Below are 15,305 nucleotides of genomic sequence, written 5' to 3' on the forward strand. Positions count from 1 at the left end.
ACTCCGGCGGGCTGACGGGTCTGTAAGTTACTGAAACATGAATCAGGTTTCAACCCTGACCATCATTCAGCTCGGCGTAGCTGCCCCGGTAGTACAGCAGCGGCGCACCGGGCTGGCTGGCGAAACCCAGCACGCGGCCCACCAGGATCGTGTGGTCCCCGCCCTCATGCACCGCATGGCGGGTGCAGTCCAGGACCGCCAGAGCATCCTGAATCAGGGGGGCGCCCCCCTGCCCCACCACCGCAGGCACACCATCCCAGCGCGTGGCATGCGGGGCGCGGGCAAAGGTATTCGACAGGGCCTGCTGTTCGGCGGACAGGATGGAGAGGGCAAAGCCTGGCGCCTCCAGAAAAGCCGACAGGCTGTCGGAACGGTTATCCAGGCAAAACAGAACCAGGGGCGGATCAAGCGAGACCGAGGTGAAGGAATTCACCGTCAGGCCCACGGGCCTGCCATCGGCGTCGGTCGCCGACGCAATGCAGACGCCGGTGGCGAAGCAGCCCAGGGTGTCACGAAAGGCGCGCTGGTCGAAACTCATACCGGGCAAGCTCCTATCCTCACATAAATAGGGGTTAACCCGAGGTAGGGCATGCGCGCAAGGCCGCAAGGGCCGTGACCCACGCCAAACAGCTTGCTACACTGCACCATCGATCAGCGTACCGGGATGGCATCGTGGCAGGCGGCGAAGAAAAAGCCCCAATCATCATCAAGAAGATCAACAAGGGCGGCGACGGGCATCATGGCGGTGCCTGGAAGGTGGCCTATGCCGACTTCGTGACCGCGATGATGGCCTTCTTCCTGCTGCTGTGGCTTCTGAACGTGACCACCGCCGAACAGAAGATGGGCATTGCCGATTATTTCAGCCCGGCCAGCGCATCCAAACAGACCAGCGGGTCCGGCGGCATCCTGGGCGGCCAGACCATCCGCGTGGATGGTGCCATGGTCAATGCCAGCAGCCCGCCCGGCGTCACCGTCCCCACCCCCACCATGCCCGCCGCCGCCAATTCGGATGAGCAGACCGACGACATGCAGGAAAGCTCCAGCGGACGTCCGACAGAGAAGGACTCCACCGGCAAGGGGGCCGGCGACAAGGAAGGTGGCTGGACCCGTGGCGATGTGGTGAACGGTCTGGCCGTCCTGGAACGCGCCGGAGAGAAAGATGCCGCCGACAAGAACAAGGATGGCAAGGTTGACGAGCAGGAACTGAAAGAAGCCCTGGCCAAGCATGAGGACGCACAGTTTGCCAAGGCCGAAGCAGAGTTACGTCAGGCGATCCAGCAGATCCCCGAGCTGCGCAACCTGGCCCAGAACCTGATCATCGATAAGACGCCGGAAGGCCTGCGTATCCAGCTGGTCGATCAGGAAGGCTATTCCATGTTCCCGTCGGGCAGCGCCAAGATGCAGCCGCAGACGGCACAGCTTATGTCTCAGGTGGCGCAAGCGGTTTCCAACCTGCCCAACAAACTGTCCATCAGCGGCCATACTGACAGTATCCCGTTCGGGGCCGGCGCCTCCTACACCAACTGGGAACTGTCGTCCGACCGGGCGAATGCCACCCGCCGCGCGCTGGAAGCCATGGGCATCAGCGACACCAGAATCGAGACGGTTGTGGGTCGCGGGGACCGCGATCACCTTTTCAAGGATGATCCCAATTCCCCGCGCAACCGCCGCATCTCCATCGTGCTGCTGCGCGACAGCCTGATGGCGGGCAACCGCCCCGCCAACGCGCCGACACCGGCCCCTGACGGCGCCGGCAGCACCAACCCGCCCGCCGCCGCCCCGCGTGCAGCGGTACAGCCGGCACCGGCAGTCGTGGGGACGTCGCGGTAAGCAGGCCTGTTTTGCGACATCATACGCAACCGAGTGAAACACGAAAGTGATCCGTGTTTCAGAGTTCGTAGATGACACTTCCCAACAACGATCCGGTCAGCCTGACCTACGACTCCTTCGCACGCAACCAAGTGAAACACGAAAACGGTGTTGGTTTCACAGTCCGTGGCTTACCCGATCCACAAGCCGGTGGCTGCGAATGTACGGACATGGGTATGGCGTTGATAGGGTGATGATAGCGCAAAGGAGACGGGAAGTCAGCAATCCCGCTTGGGGCTAGAGCGGACTTCGTTTGACTGGAAACACGTTTTCTTCGTCATCCCGGCGGAAGCCGGGACCCAGCGTGAGGCGCGGTTAGCGCCGATATGACGATAGGGATTGATTCCAGTCAACGTAAACCCGATTTAGCCCCCGTCCCCACCCGGTCAGGCCCCACCCGGTCAGGCGTTGTAGTCCAGGCCCCAGGGTTCGTACTGGTCGCGTTCTTCGGCCCAGTTTTCGCGCAGCTTCACGAACAGCATCAGGTGAACGGAGCGGCCCAGGAATGCGGCCATCTCTACACGGGCAGCCGTGCTGATCTGTTTGATGCGGGCGCCACCCTTGCCCAGGATGATGGCCTTCTGGGTGTCGCGCTGGACATAGATGACCTGACCGATGCGGACGGAGCCGTTCTCGAACTCTTCCCAGCTCTCCGTCTCCACCGACGTGGCGTAGGGCACTTCCTGATGCAGCTGCAGGAACAGCTTTTCACGCGTGATTTCGGCGGCCAGCAGGCGTTCAGGCATATCCGACAACTGGTCGGGCGGATAGAGCCAGGGGCCTTCCGGCACGGACGCGGCGAAGAACTTCAACAGCCCTTCCTGACCGTCGCCGGTCAGGGCGGAAACCATGAAGGTTTCCGTGAACACGCCGAATTCGGCAAATTCGGCGGCCAGGGCCAGCAGGCGTTCCCGCTTGATCAGGTCGATCTTGTTCAGAACCAGGACCGCCTTGCGGCCCGCTTCCTTCAGCCGCTCCACGATGCCGCGCGTATCGTCATCGATGCGCCTCTGCGCGGCGTCGAACAGGACGGCCACCTGATCGGCATCGGTCGCACCTTGCCAGGCGGCGGCGACCATGGCGCGTTCCAGACGCTTTTTCGGCGTGAAGATGCCAGGCGTGTCGACATAGAGGATCTGGCTGTCGCCGGCCATGCCGATGCCCAGCACACGGCTCCGCGTGGTCTGGACCTTGGGGCTGACGATAGAGATCTTGGACCCGACAAGCGCGTTCAGCAGGGTGGACTTGCCCGCATTGGGCGCCCCCACCAGGGCCACGAAGCCGCAGCGCGGATGGGTGGGGGCCGGCCGGGCCGGCGCGTCGCCGTTGGCATCCTGGCCAGAAAGAAAACGGGAAACGATATCGTCGCTGTCGGTCATTTACGTCCTGATCCGGGAAAGCAGTGCTTCGGCGGCGATCTTTTCCGCCGCGCGTTTTGAGGGGCCGGTTGCCACCACCGGCTCAAACCCCTCCACGGTCACACTGACCTGAAAAACGGGGGCATGGTCCGGGCCGGTACGGCCGATATCTGTATAAAGCGGCAGTTTGCGCCCGCGCGCCAGCGCCCATTCCTGAAGGCCGGTCTTCGGGTCCTGCGGGGGTGCCGCCTTCGCCCCCTCCAATGCGGCATCCCAATGCCGGCGGATGAAGCCTGCCGCCGCCGGCAGGCCGCCATCCAGATACAGCGCGCCGATCACCGCCTCGCACGCATCGGCCAGGATCGCCGGCTTCACATCGCCCGCCTGTTCACCGGGCGCCAGGCGCAGATACGGCCCCAACCCGATGCGCCCGGCCACGACCACCAAGGCCTCGGCCCGGACCAGCGCGGTCAGGCGGCGGGCCAAGGCGCCTTCCTGTTCCTTGGGGAACCGTTCCAGCAGCCATTCGGCCACGACCAGACCCAGGACACGGTCGCCCAGGAATTCCAGCCGTTCATAGCCCTTGCCCACCTTGGCCCGGTTGACCCCGCCCACCGACGGATGGGTCAAGGCCTCGTTCAGGCGGGAAACATCCTTGAAACGATGGCCCAGGATCTCCTGCAACGCATCCAGTTCCATCAATCAACCCTTTCCCAAAACCGTTCGGTGCGGATGGCCGAGCCCCAGCGCCAGAAGCGCCAGAGGCTTTCCTCCTCCTTCACCGACAGGAAGATAGTGGTGGCACGGCCCACCAGATTCTCGACAGGGATGAAGCCCACCACCTCCGGCACGCGGCTATCCTGCGAGTTATCGCGGCTGTCGCCCATGCCGAAGACATAGCCGGGCGGGACCGTGAAGACCGGCGTGTCATCCAGAAGGCCCTGGTCGCCCGACATCTCGATCACCGGATGCTGACGCCCGCCGGGCAGGGTTTCGATATATTGCGGGGCCGTGAAGGCGCCGCCGAACCCTTCATGCAGCACGAAATCCGGCACCCGGATGCGGGCCGCCATCTCCCCGTTCACATAGAGCGCGCCGCCGATCATCTGCAACCGGTCGCAGGGCAGGCCCACGATGCGCTTGATATAGTCGACGCTGGTATCCTTGGGCAGCTTGAATACGGCCACATCGCCGCGTTCGGGCAGGCTGCCGAACAGGCGGCCGGGGGCGGCCTTGCAATCCTTGGTCACCGGCGGGGCCGCATCGCCAAAGCGCAGGAAACCCGGCAGCGAATAGCGGCTGTAGCCGTAAGACGCCTTGTTCACGAACAGATAGTCCCCCACCAGCAGGGTGGGGACCATCGATCCGCTGGGGATGTTGAACGCCTCGAATGTCAGGGTGCGTACGCCGATGACCACCAGAATGGTGGCCAGGATGATGCGCAGCGTCTCGCCCCAGCCGCTGCTGATATGGTGCGGATGGGTTTCCACCAGCGGGGGCAGCGGGTCGGGGGCCGGACGGGACGGGGGCGGCTGACGGCGTGGATTCATGCGTCACATCCCCGCCGGTTGGGCCGAAATGACGACGAACGCCTGGGCATAGGGCAACTCATCCGTCATCGACAGATCGATGCGGGGCGCCATGCCAGGGGGGACCATGGCGTGCAACCGGTCAAGCGCGCCGCCGGACAGGTTCAGGGTCGGGCGGGCCTTGCCGTCGGACAGGACCTCGATATCCTTGAAATGCACACCATCTGCATAACCGGTGCCCAGCGCCTTGGTCGCCGCCTCCTTGGCCGCGAAACGTTTGGCATAGGTCGCGGCGCGCACGGTGGCGTTGCCCGCCGCATCGGCGCGGGCCCGTTCGGCATCGGTGAAGACGCGGGCGGCAAAACGGTCGCCAAACCGGTCCAGGCTGGCCTGGATACGGCGGATATCGACCAGATCGCTGCCGATGCCAAGGATCATGCGGCCCCCGCGCGGCGGCCGGCATCCATGCGGGCGCGCATGTGCGCGATGGTGGCGGGCAGGCCGATGAACAGCGCCTCCCCCATCATGAAATGCCCGATATTCAGTTCGACAACGGACTGGATGGCGGCGACCGGGCCGACATTGTCAAAGGTCAGGCCGTGGCCGGCATGGCATTCCAGGCCGATGGATGCTGCATGTTCGGCCCCTTTCACCAGACGGGCCAACTCGGCATCGCGCACCGGTCCCGGCGCGGCATCGGCATAGGCACCGGTATGCAGTTCGACCACGGGCGCGCCCAGGTCACGGGCGGCGTCCAGTTGGTCGGCGTCCGCCCCAATAAAGATGGAAACGCGGATGCCGGCATCGGCCAGACGGGCGATATAGGGTTTCAGATGCGCGCGGTTGCCGACAACATCCAGCCCGCCCTCCGTCGTCCGTTCCTCCCGCTTTTCCGGGACCAGGCAGACGGCGTGCGGACGGTGGCGCAGGGCGATGGACAGCATCTCCTCCGTCGCCGCCATCTCCAAATTAAGCGGCTTGTGCAGTTCGGCCATCAGCCGGTCGATATCCTCGTCCCGGATGTGGCGGCGATCCTCGCGCAGGTGGGCGGTGATGCCGTCGGCGCCGGCATGGACGGCCAGCAGGGCCGCACGCACCGGACAGGGATTGTCCCCGCCGCGCGCATTGCGCACGGTGGCCACATGGTCGATATTCACGCCCAGACGCAACGGCTTGGCACCCATCATATCCACCCTCAAACACCCTTGCCCACAAGCACGCGGCCGGCCCGACGCCGCTCCCGCCGCTTTTCCTGATAGAACCGGATCAGAGGCTTGGCAATCACGTAAGCGATGATGCCCGCCGCCACCCCCATCAAGGCCCCACCCGCCAGCATGGGCAGAAAGACCTGCCAGGGATGGTCAATCAGGAAAGCCAGTGTCAGACGCGCCTGATCATCATGCCCCGGCGCCATGCCCAGCAGCGAACAGCCCAGCCGGTAGCTGGAATACCAGATTGCCGGAAAGGTCCAGGGGTTGGCTGTGATGGTGCCCACCATGGCGCCCATGATGGAGGCGCGGGTGACCCAGGCCAGCAGGAAAGCGATGGGGAAATGCAGACCCAGCAGCGGCGTCATGGCCAGCGCCACACCCAGCGAAATGCCCAGGGCGATGGCATGCGGCGAACCCTGGATCCGCGCGATCCGATAGGCGACATAGCGCCCGGACCGCACCAGCCCCATGGAGGGCCAGAGCAGCCGCCGCAAGCGCCCCGCCGGGGTCAACGGTTCACGCCGCCTGAACATGATAGCTTATGGTTCCTTCCCGGTCCCCAGATGGACCGTCAGCGGCCACGTTCGACCGAATGGATCACCGGGGTGGCCCGCAACGCCGCCATGATGTTGGTCAGATGCTTGACGTCCTTCACGTCCACATCGATCAGCATCTCGAAATAGTCATTCGTGCGGTTGGTAATCTTCAAATTCGTAATGTTGCCGCCATTCTTGCCGATGACCGTGGACAGCGTGCCCAACGCCCCCGTCTCGTTCGCCACCACCACCGACAGGCGCCCCACCAGATCGTTGGGCGTGTCGGCATCCGGGTCCCAGGAGACGTCGATCCAGCGTTCCGGACTGTCATGGAAGCTTTCCAGTGTCTCACAGTCGATCGTGTGGATGGTCACGCCCTTGCCCGTGGTGACGATGCCGACGATGCGGTCCCCCACGATCGGGTGGCAGCAGCGGGCATAATGAACCGCCATACCGGGGATCAGACCCCGGATGGCCAGCGGCGTGGTGCCCTTGCCCCTCGTGGCCGGCTTCGGCTTGGTGGCGATGGCCACCACCTTCTCATCCGCCACAACGGGATTGACGTTGCGGTGACCGGGGAAGATGGAGTTGAAAACGTCGCGCTGGCCCTCGGTGCCGGCACCGATGGCAGCCAGCAGGTCGTCAACGCTGGGCTGCTGATAAATCTTCAGAACGCCGTCGAAGGCCTTTTCCGAATATTCATAGCCTTCCTGCTTGAACAGCCGCTCCATCAGGCCGCGGCCCAGCTTTATATGCTCACCCCGCTGCTGGGTGCGGATGAAACGCCGGATGCGGGCGCGGGCCTTGCCGGTGATGACGAAGTTTTCCCAGTCCGGCGAGGGCGAGGAATTCTTCGAGGTCAGCACCTCCACCTGGTCGCCATTCTGCAAATGGCTGCGCAGCGGCTGCATGCGGCCATTGATCTTGGCACCGACACAGGTGTCGCCCACCTGGCTGTGAACGGCATAGGCAAAATCGACGGGCGTCGCCCCGCGCGGCAGGGCGATCAGGTCACCCTTGGGCGTGAAGCAGAAGACCTGATCCTGGAAAAGCTCCAGCTTGGTATGTTCCAGGAACTCTTCCGGTCGCGTCGCATGCTCCAGAATGTCGAGCAATTCGCGCAGCCAGCGATATTGCCTTCCCTCGGTCTTGGGCTGTTCGCCCGGCTTGCCCTGCTTGTAGGACCAGTGGGCCGCCACGCCCATATCAGCGACATCATGCATGTCGCGGGTGCGAATCTGCACCTCGATACGCTGCTTTTCCGGCCCGATCACCGTTGTATGGATCGATTGATAGCCGTTGGGCTTGGGCGTGGAGATGTAATCCTTGAACCGACCCGGCACGACCGGATAGCGGGCATGGATGATGCCCAGCGACTGATAGCATTCGCCCAGCGTGTCGACCACGATGCGAAACGCCATCACGTCGGACAATTGCTCGAACGCCACATTCTTGGCGTGCATCTTGCGCCAGATCGAATAGGGCGATTTCAGACGCCCATAGATCTCGGCATTGGCGACGGCCGAATCGTTGCTGAACCGGACGGTCTTGTCCAATTCCTCGATGATGCGATCAACGCGGGCCTTGCCCGTGGATTGCAGATCATCCAGGCGGATGCGGATGCTGTCATAGGCGTCCGGGTTCAATTCCTTGAACGCCAGATCCTCCAGCTCGTCCTTCCAGCGCTGGATACCGATGCGTTCGGCCAGCGGGACGTAGATTTCCAGCGTCTCGCGCGCGATGCGGCGGCGCTTTTCCGGCTTCAGGAACTGGATCGTGCCCATATTGTGTAGGCGGTCGGCCAGCTTGACCAGAAGGACGCGGATATCCTCCGACATGGCCAGCACCAGTTTGCGGAAATTCTCCGCCTGCTTGGTGCTTTCGCTCTGCTCGCCGATATTCTGCAGCTCGATGCGCGACAGCTTTGTCACGCCATCGACCAAACGCGCGACCTCCGGCCCGAACAGACGCTGGATTTCCTCCAGCGTCGTCAGGGTGTCTTCGACCGTATCGTGCAGAAGTGCCGTGATGATGCTGTTGGCGTCGAGCTTCAGCTCCGTCAACAGCCAGGCCACCCAGATCGGGTGGACATAATAAGGATCGCCACTGGCCCGCGTCTGCGAGCCATGCGCCTTCATGGTAAAGACATAGGCGCGGTTGAGCGCGTCTTCATCGGCGTTGGGGTCGTACCCCATCACGCGCTCAACCAGCTCGTACTGGCGGATGATCTTGGTCTGGCGGCTCATATCAGGCCGCCTTTCCGGGCATTATCGCGCCAACACGGGCCTTCCATCTGTACGGTTCCGTCGGCTCAGATATCCTCGTCGGCCAGGTCGGCACCGCCGACTTCGCCCTCGGAGAAGTCCATCTCGCCACCCAGCTCATCCTCGGCCTCCGCGCGGGCGGCATCGGCGCCCCAGGCGGTCTCGCCAGCCATCAGCTCGACGATCTCTTCTTCGGGCTCGTCCTGCTCGGGCACGCGCTGGTGGCCCTTGATCAGGCTGTTCTTCAGGTGATCCAGCACCACCGTCTCATCCGCGATCTCGCGCAATGCGACGACGGGGTTCTTGTCATTGTCCCGGTCGATTGACAGGGGCGAACCGGAAGCGATGTCACGGGCGCGCTGGGCAGCCATCATCACCAGTTCGAAACGGTTCGGAATCTTCAGGACGCAATCTTCAACGGTAACGCGGGCCATATCCAGATACTCTCCAGCGACGGATAAGCTTTGATTTATAGGGGGCTGTATTCCGCATTGCAAGGACGCCCGCCCTTCGCGGAAATCATTCCAGCCCCGACAGCGGGCGGATGGCCTGATCCGGGGGCAAGGCGGCGATCAGATCACCGATGCCGCGACCGTCGGCGGGATGAGTCCAGTCTGGCGCCAAATCAGCCAAGGGTAGCAGGACAAAGGCACGATCCGCCATCCGCGGGTGCGGCAGAATGGGCGGGCCGGCATCAACCATACGCTTGTAATCGATCAGATCGAGATCCAGAACCCGCGCCTCGTTCCGCTCACGCCGCACCCGCCCGAATTCCTGTTCCACCTGATGCAGGCGATCCAGCAGGGCGGCGGCGTCCAGATCACACTCCACCCGCGCCACGGCATTCACGAACCAGGGCTGGTCAGAAACCGGCACAGGTGCGGTTTCGTAGAACCGTGAGAGTGCGGCAACGGTGATTCCCATGGAGTCGAGCCGGGCCAAGGCCTTTCGGCAGATATCCAGGGGTTTGCCCAGACCGGGAACATGGAGATTGGAACCGACGGCAATGAAAATCACGGGTGTTTTCCTGGAAATCGCAAGGGCCACACCCTATCTCGATAGAGGCAGTGTTACGGCGCTTGCTGCCAACCATGTGATGGCATACCGTGCCGGAAATCATCCGTCACCTGCCGTGTGGTCCAGGCACCTTAGATTGGTGCAATGGCGTCACGGTACCCGGCTTGCCCTTCCCGGTTGGGCGTCCGGTGCAAATATTCCGGGGTAAACCATTTTTGACCACGTGATTAGAGGAAGCAATGGCACGCAAGATATTTTACCAGCAAGAACGGCTGGCAATGTTCATCGATGGCGCCAATCTGTATGCGGCGGCGCGATCCCTGGGTTTCGACATCGATTACAAGCGATTGCTGGAACTTTTCGCGGCTGAGGGCCGGCTGATCCGCGCCTTCTACTACACCGCGCTTGTCGAAGATCAGGAATATTCGCCGATCCGTCCGCTGGTCGACTGGCTGGACTATAACGGCTACACAATGGTCACCAAGCCGACCAAGGAATTCACCGACGCGTCGGGCCGGCGCAAGATCAAAGGCAACATGGATATCGAACTCGCCATCGACGTGATGGAGATGGCGGAGAATGTCGATCATATCCTGCTGTTCTCCGGCGATGGCGATTTCCGACGGCTGGTGGAGGCGGTGCAGCGCAAGGGCGTGCGCGTGACGGTAATCAGCACGGTGCGGTCCACCCCGCCGATGGTTGCCGACGAATTGCGCCGTCAGGCCGACAATTTCCTGGAACTCCAGGATCTGGCCAATTCCATCCAGCGCAGCCATTCCAACCGGTATCAGCAGGCCCCGCTGGCCCATGAACATTCCGGCACCGACGATCACGCGGTGCAGCCGGACCATCATACGGAACAGAGCGAATAAACAACGCCCCCTTCCGACAATGACAAAGGCCGCAGCGGACAACCGTTGCGGCCTTTTTCTATGACATTTTTCTATGGCGTTGAGCGCCGGTCAGGCGGCATCAGGCGATGATGTCGGGCACCAGCTGGCTTTCCAGACGGGCAATCATGTCCTTCAGCAGAAGCTTACGCTTCTTCAGACGCTGGATCTGAAGCTGGTCAACGGGGAACTGCTCCGTCAGCCGCTGGATGACATCATCCATGTCGCGATGCTCCGTCTTCAGAGCCGCGAGTTTTTCTCTCAAAACGAGCTGGTCGGTCATTGGGTTCCGCGTCGCACACCTTGTCCCAGGCGCTGCAACGCCCGGCGCATCCATACCACAAATCGCATCCCCTGTGGGGCACGCAATTTTCGTAAACGTGGGTTGGTCAGCGAACGGTACCGGGCTTGGCCAGAAGATTGGTGGTGTCCGGCTTGCGGATGCCCAACAGTTCAACCGTGAACAACAGGGTCGCATTGGGCGGGATGCCGCCATCGGGCTGCCCGCGCAGGCCATAGCCCAGATTGCCGGGCACGGCCAGTTCCCACTGCTCCCCCACGCGCATCATGACCAGCGCTTCCTGCCAGCCGCGCACCAGCCGGTTCACGGGGAAGGTGGCGGGACGGCCCCGACCGTAGGAACTGTCGAATTCCTTGCCGTCGATCAGCACGCCCCGATAATTCACCGTCACCTCGTCCGACAGCAGCGGACGCGGCGGATTGCCGGCCACACGACGGACCACGCGGTATTGCAGGCCGGACGGCGTCACCTGCCAGCCGGGCTTCTTCTGGTTTTCCACCAGATACTGCAATTGCGGATCGACACGCGGCATTGACAGCACATCATTGACGCCCCCCGCCGGCGGCGCTGCCGGCGCCTGCTGCGCACCGGCCGGGGCGGCCAGCGCCAGGGACAGGGCGATCAGGGAGGCGGCTTTCGTCAGGCGGCCGGTCATGTCAACGCTCCGCATTGCACAGGATAATGGAGAGACAGCGGGTTACCATGGATCGGGCTGCGGGTCACGCAATGCGTGCCCCTGCCCGCCCTATAATCCGCTGCTGAGCTTGGGCTTTACAAAACCCAGCACCTCGATCGTGAAGAACAGGTTGGCATTGGCCGGCACCTTGCCACTGGCAGAGCCGGAGGAGCCATAGCCGGCAGTGGCCGGAATGGCCAATTCCCAGACATCGCCCTTGCGCATCAGTGGTAGCACCTGCTTCCAGCCGGGAATGGCGCGGGTCAGCATCAGCTGCGCCGGCTGGCCCATCTCGCGCGTATCCTCAAACACCTTCCCGCTTTCCAGCCGGCCCTGATAATGCAGGGTGGCGGTGGAGACGAGCGGTACCAGCGGCCCGGTGGCCGGACCCGATTTCACGATGCGATAGCGCGTGGGGCCATTGGTCACGGCCTGCCAGTCAGGCCCCAGTTTGGCCAGGAACGCCTGTTCAGCGCTGCTCAACGCCTGTGCCTGGGCGGTGGTGGGCAGCAGGATGGCCGGCAGTGCGGCCAGCAACAGCTCGCGACGTTTCATTTCGGCGCCCCTTCCTTCGCCGCCTTCTCCTTGTCGGCCTGGAAGGCGGGCGGCATGCGACCTTCCATCGGGTCCAGCGTCATGACCGAAAGGCCGGCGGGCGGGGTGAACAGGGCCGGGTCCTGGGGCCCACGCCGGATATCTGTCAGGGTCATGGCGATGCTGGCCGCCCCCTCCCCGCCGGTCTTTCCCTCCATCTTTACATACATGCCGTCGCGGGTGGCCCAGACACGGCCATCGAATCCGGCGCCATCGGGCGTGATGTCCTGCACCCGGTAACGGGTCACGGTCTCGCCGGACAGGGTTTCGCTACCCTCCGCCGTGCCCGACAGCTGCGCCAGACTGCTGGCCACCATCCCGACCTCCGGATCGGTCAAAGGCAGCTTCATGCCCATGTTGCTTTCCGGCTGCACCACCAGCGCCTCCCCCTGATCGGGACGGATGATCAGCAGGTTGTTCAGGCCATCCACCCGGCTTTCCCGGCGTTCCAGCCCCTTATCATGAAAGATGCGGGCCGACAGGGCCACGCCATCCACGGTCAGGTTCTGGGCGGCGGAGAAAGCGGCAGCGGGGACCGGCAGCTTTTCCGCCCAGGCCGGCATGGCGGTGAGCAACAGGCCGAGCCCCAGCAGGGCCGAACGGGAAAGGGCCATCATCAGGCTCCACTAGGATTCGTTAGCGGCACGTTACGGATGCCGGGACAGCGCCGCAAGCCGGGAGAAGCAAGGCGGCCATGCCCACGCCGCCACCGGAGGGCGGCTTGACCCCTTATACTCAGCAAGAGCATATGAAGGGCGAACCACGCCGCATCCAGGCAGAAGTTCCGGCAGGACAAGGTATCATGACCGATCAATTGACCATCGCGCTGGCCCAGATCAACCCCACCGTGGGTTCCCTGGACCATAATGCCGCCCTGATCCGCGCCGCACGTGCCGAGGCCGCCAGCGCCGGTGCCGACCTTGTCGTCTATCCCGAGCTTTCCATCTGCGGCTATCCGCCCGAAGATCTGGTGCTGAAGCCCTTCTTCCTGGACAAGGTCGAGGATGCGGTGCGCGCGCTGGCGGCGGAAACCGCCGATGGCGGTCCAGCCCTGCTGGTCGGCGCCCCCTGGCGTGTCGACGGGCAGCGTTACAATGCCGCCCTGCTGCTGGATGGCGGCGCCATCGCGGCGGTGCGGTTGAAGCATGATCTGCCCAATTACGGCCCCTTCGATGAAAAGCGGGTTTTTACCGCCGGCCCCCTGCCCGGCCCCGTGAATTTCCGGGGTGTGCGGCTGGGTGTGCTGATCTGTGAGGATATGTGGAAGCCTGACGTGGCCGAGACGCTGGCCGAGACGGGCGCCGAACTGCTGGTCGTACCCAATGGCAGCCCGTTTGAGATCGACAAGGCCGACCGCCGCCTGGAACTGGCCGTCTCGCGCGTCGTGGAGACGGGCCTGCCGCTCATCTATCTCAATCAGGTCGGCGGTCAGGATGAGCTGGTTTTCGACGGCGCGTCCTTTGTGCTGAACCGCGACCGGTCGCTGGTGGCGCAGTTGCCGGCCTTTGCCAGCCGCGTCGCCATCACGCGCTGGGTACGCGGTGCCGATGGCTGGACGGGGGCGTCGGACGAAAAGGTGGCCCCGCCGGATGCGCTGGGCGCGCTGTACGGTGCCATGGTGCTAGGCTTGCGCGATTATGTGAGCAAGAACCGGTTTCCGGGCGTCATTTTGGGCATGTCGGGTGGCATCGATTCGGCCATTTCCGCCGCCGTGGCGGTCGATGCGCTGGGGGCCGACAAGGTCCATTGCGTGATGATGCCCAGCCCCTATACCAGCCAGGACAGCCTGGATGATGCCGCCGAATGTGCCGGCCTGCTGGGTTGCCGCATCGACACCATCTCCATCCGTCCGGCCATGGATGCGTTCGCCCAGATGCTGGCCCCGTCCTTCGCGGGTACCAAGCCCGACATCACGGAAGAGAATCTGCAAAGCCGGTCGCGCGGACTGACCCTGATGGCCCTGTCGAACAAGTTTGGCAGCATGGTCCTGTCCACGGGCAACAAGTCGGAAATGTCCGTTGGCTATGCCACGCTGTATGGCGACATGTGCGGCGGGTACAATGTCCTGAAGGATGTCTACAAGACGACCGTCTACAAGCTGTCGCACTGGCGCAATCAGAACCATCCAGAGGGCGTCATGGGGCCGGCGGGCCGGGTGATTCCCGAACGGATCATCACCAAGGCCCCGACAGCGGAATTGAAGCCCGATCAGAAGGACCAGGACACGCTGCCCGAATATCCGGTGCTGGACGATATCCTGGAATGCCTGGTCGAGCGCGACCTTTCGTTGCATGACATCGTGGCGCGCGGGCACGACGCAGAAACGGTGAACCGGGTCTGGCGCATGCTGGACCGGGCCGAATATAAGCGCCGTCAGGCGCCGCCGGGCGTGAAGATTACCTCGCGCAGCTTTGGCCGCGACCGCCGCTATCCCATCACCAGCGGGCTTCTGTCCCTGGTTCGTGGTGCATAAGCATAGATTGCCAGGGGTCATGGCTTGACAAGCCAGGGACTGCCTACCAAAGTGCGGCGCTGTAACCCGGATCGGGGTGAACTTGATTGGCTTGGAAGGCCGGATCGGGTAACCTGAAAGGGTAGTCGGCGCCCGTTATGGACGCCGGGCAAATATTCGGTAGATTTCCTTTGGTGCAACACGTTCAGGTGGGGGTTCCGCAGTGTCCTTGAACATTCAGGTGCTGGTTGTCGACGATTACGCGACGATGCGGCGTATCATCAGGAACCTGCTCACCCAGATCGGGTTCACGAAGATCGATGAAGCCGCCGATGGTGCGGAAGCGCTGTCGAAGCTGCGTTCAGCAGCCTTTGGTCTGGTGATTTCCGACTGGAATATGGAGCCGATGACCGGTCTGCAGCTTCTGAAGGAAGTGCGCGCCGATGTCCGTCTGAAGGCCACGCCTTTCATCATGGTGACCGCCGAATCGAAGACGGAAAACGTCATCGCGGCCAAGGAAGCCGGCGTGAACAACTACATCGTCAAGCCCTTCAACGCTGACACGCTGAAGAAGAAGATCGAAAGCGTCCTCGGCGCGCTGGGCTGAT

18 protein-coding genes are annotated in these 15,305 nt (G+C 63.2%); 4 read left to right on the top strand and 14 right to left on the bottom strand.

Translation table 11 applies throughout. The features are described from left to right. Positions 1-49: 49 nt before the first annotated feature. Positions 50-538: a flavin reductase family protein gene (locus ACODSP_RS07985; protein ID WP_488965088.1), complete on the bottom strand. Its 489-nt coding sequence runs from the start codon at positions 536-538 to the stop codon at positions 50-52. Positions 539-672: 134 nt separating this feature from the next. Here ACODSP_RS07985 and ACODSP_RS07990 point away from each other — a divergent pair, with 134 nt between their 5' ends. Next, positions 673-1,830: a flagellar motor protein MotB gene (locus ACODSP_RS07990; protein ID WP_488965089.1), complete on the top strand. Its 1,158-nt coding sequence runs from the start codon at positions 673-675 to the stop codon at positions 1,828-1,830. A 440-nt stretch (positions 1,831-2,270) separates the two neighbouring features. Here ACODSP_RS07990 and era read toward each other — a convergent pair whose 3' ends face one another. The 9 genes from era to folK all read right to left on the bottom strand — a co-directional run bounded on the left by era (position 2,271) and on the right by folK (position 9,784). Continuing rightward, positions 2,271-3,248: a GTPase Era gene (era, locus tag ACODSP_RS07995; RefSeq protein ID WP_488965090.1), complete on the bottom strand. Its 978-nt coding sequence runs from the start codon at positions 3,246-3,248 to the stop codon at positions 2,271-2,273. Next, positions 3,249-3,926, bottom strand: coding sequence for a ribonuclease III (rnc, locus tag ACODSP_RS08000; protein WP_488965091.1), 678 nt, complete (start codon positions 3,924-3,926; stop codon positions 3,249-3,251). Beyond that, positions 3,926-4,777, bottom strand: coding sequence for a signal peptidase I (gene lepB, locus ACODSP_RS08005; protein WP_488965092.1), 852 nt, complete (start codon positions 4,775-4,777; stop codon positions 3,926-3,928). Before lepB ends, rnc begins: the two co-directional genes overlap by 1 nt. Before the next feature lie 3 nt (positions 4,778-4,780). Next, positions 4,781-5,194: a holo-ACP synthase gene (gene acpS / locus ACODSP_RS08010; RefSeq protein WP_488965093.1), complete on the bottom strand. Its 414-nt coding sequence runs from the start codon at positions 5,192-5,194 to the stop codon at positions 4,781-4,783. Continuing rightward, positions 5,191-5,940 (bottom strand): pyridoxine 5'-phosphate synthase, encoded by a 750-nt coding sequence (locus tag ACODSP_RS08015; protein WP_488965208.1) that lies wholly within the window; start codon positions 5,938-5,940, stop codon positions 5,191-5,193. The genes acpS and ACODSP_RS08015 overlap by 4 nt, the downstream gene beginning before the upstream one ends. A gap of 11 nt (positions 5,941-5,951) precedes the next feature. Further along, positions 5,952-6,500, bottom strand: a complete 549-nt coding sequence (locus tag ACODSP_RS08020) for a DUF2062 domain-containing protein (protein WP_488965094.1) — start codon at positions 6,498-6,500, stop codon at positions 5,952-5,954. Between the two features lie 38 nt (positions 6,501-6,538). Further along, positions 6,539-8,749, bottom strand: coding sequence for a RelA/SpoT family protein (locus tag ACODSP_RS08025; protein WP_488965095.1), 2,211 nt, complete (start codon positions 8,747-8,749; stop codon positions 6,539-6,541). A gap of 65 nt (positions 8,750-8,814) precedes the next feature. Then, complete coding sequence (gene rpoZ, locus ACODSP_RS08030) at positions 8,815-9,201, bottom strand: DNA-directed RNA polymerase subunit omega (protein ID WP_488965096.1); 387 nt, start codon at positions 9,199-9,201, stop codon at positions 8,815-8,817. Positions 9,202-9,286: 85 nt separating this feature from the next. Next, the gene (gene folK / locus ACODSP_RS08035) at positions 9,287-9,784 is read right to left on the bottom strand and encodes a 2-amino-4-hydroxy-6-hydroxymethyldihydropteridine diphosphokinase (RefSeq protein ID WP_488965097.1); all 498 of its coding nucleotides are present in this window, start codon (positions 9,782-9,784) and stop codon (positions 9,287-9,289) included. Positions 9,785-10,023: 239 nt separating this feature from the next. Here folK and ACODSP_RS08040 point away from each other — a divergent pair, with 239 nt between their 5' ends. Beyond that, positions 10,024-10,656 (top strand): LabA-like NYN domain-containing protein, encoded by a 633-nt coding sequence (locus ACODSP_RS08040; protein WP_488965098.1) that lies wholly within the window; start codon positions 10,024-10,026, stop codon positions 10,654-10,656. Between the two features lie 100 nt (positions 10,657-10,756). Here ACODSP_RS08040 and ACODSP_RS08045 read toward each other — a convergent pair whose 3' ends face one another. From ACODSP_RS08045 to ACODSP_RS08060, 4 genes are all read right to left on the bottom strand, one after another. Continuing rightward, positions 10,757-10,957: a YdcH family protein gene (locus ACODSP_RS08045; protein ID WP_094457733.1), complete on the bottom strand. Its 201-nt coding sequence runs from the start codon at positions 10,955-10,957 to the stop codon at positions 10,757-10,759. Between the two features lie 106 nt (positions 10,958-11,063). Beyond that, positions 11,064-11,630, bottom strand: coding sequence for an FKBP-type peptidyl-prolyl cis-trans isomerase (locus ACODSP_RS08050; protein WP_488965099.1), 567 nt, complete (start codon positions 11,628-11,630; stop codon positions 11,064-11,066). Positions 11,631-11,720: 90 nt separating this feature from the next. Next, complete coding sequence (locus tag ACODSP_RS08055; RefSeq protein WP_488965100.1) at positions 11,721-12,206, bottom strand: FKBP-type peptidyl-prolyl cis-trans isomerase; 486 nt, start codon at positions 12,204-12,206, stop codon at positions 11,721-11,723. Next, a complete protein-coding gene (locus tag ACODSP_RS08060; protein WP_488965101.1) occupies positions 12,203-12,862 on the bottom strand; it encodes a LolA-like protein in 660 nt (219 codons plus the stop codon). The genes ACODSP_RS08055 and ACODSP_RS08060 overlap by 4 nt, the downstream gene beginning before the upstream one ends. Before the next feature lie 185 nt (positions 12,863-13,047). Between ACODSP_RS08060 and ACODSP_RS08065 the strand changes: the two genes are divergently transcribed. After that, positions 13,048-14,718 (top strand): NAD+ synthase, encoded by a 1,671-nt coding sequence (locus tag ACODSP_RS08065; protein ID WP_488965102.1) that lies wholly within the window; start codon positions 13,048-13,050, stop codon positions 14,716-14,718. 202 nt (positions 14,719-14,920) lie between these two features. Further along, positions 14,921-15,304 carry a chemotaxis response regulator CheY gene (locus ACODSP_RS08070; RefSeq protein ID WP_281262358.1) on the top strand — a complete coding sequence of 128 codons (384 nt, stop codon included), beginning with the start codon at positions 14,921-14,923 and terminating at the stop codon, positions 15,302-15,304. Position 15,305 lies beyond the last annotated feature (1 nt).

Source organism: Niveispirillum sp. FG156 (genome assembly GCF_057809555.1).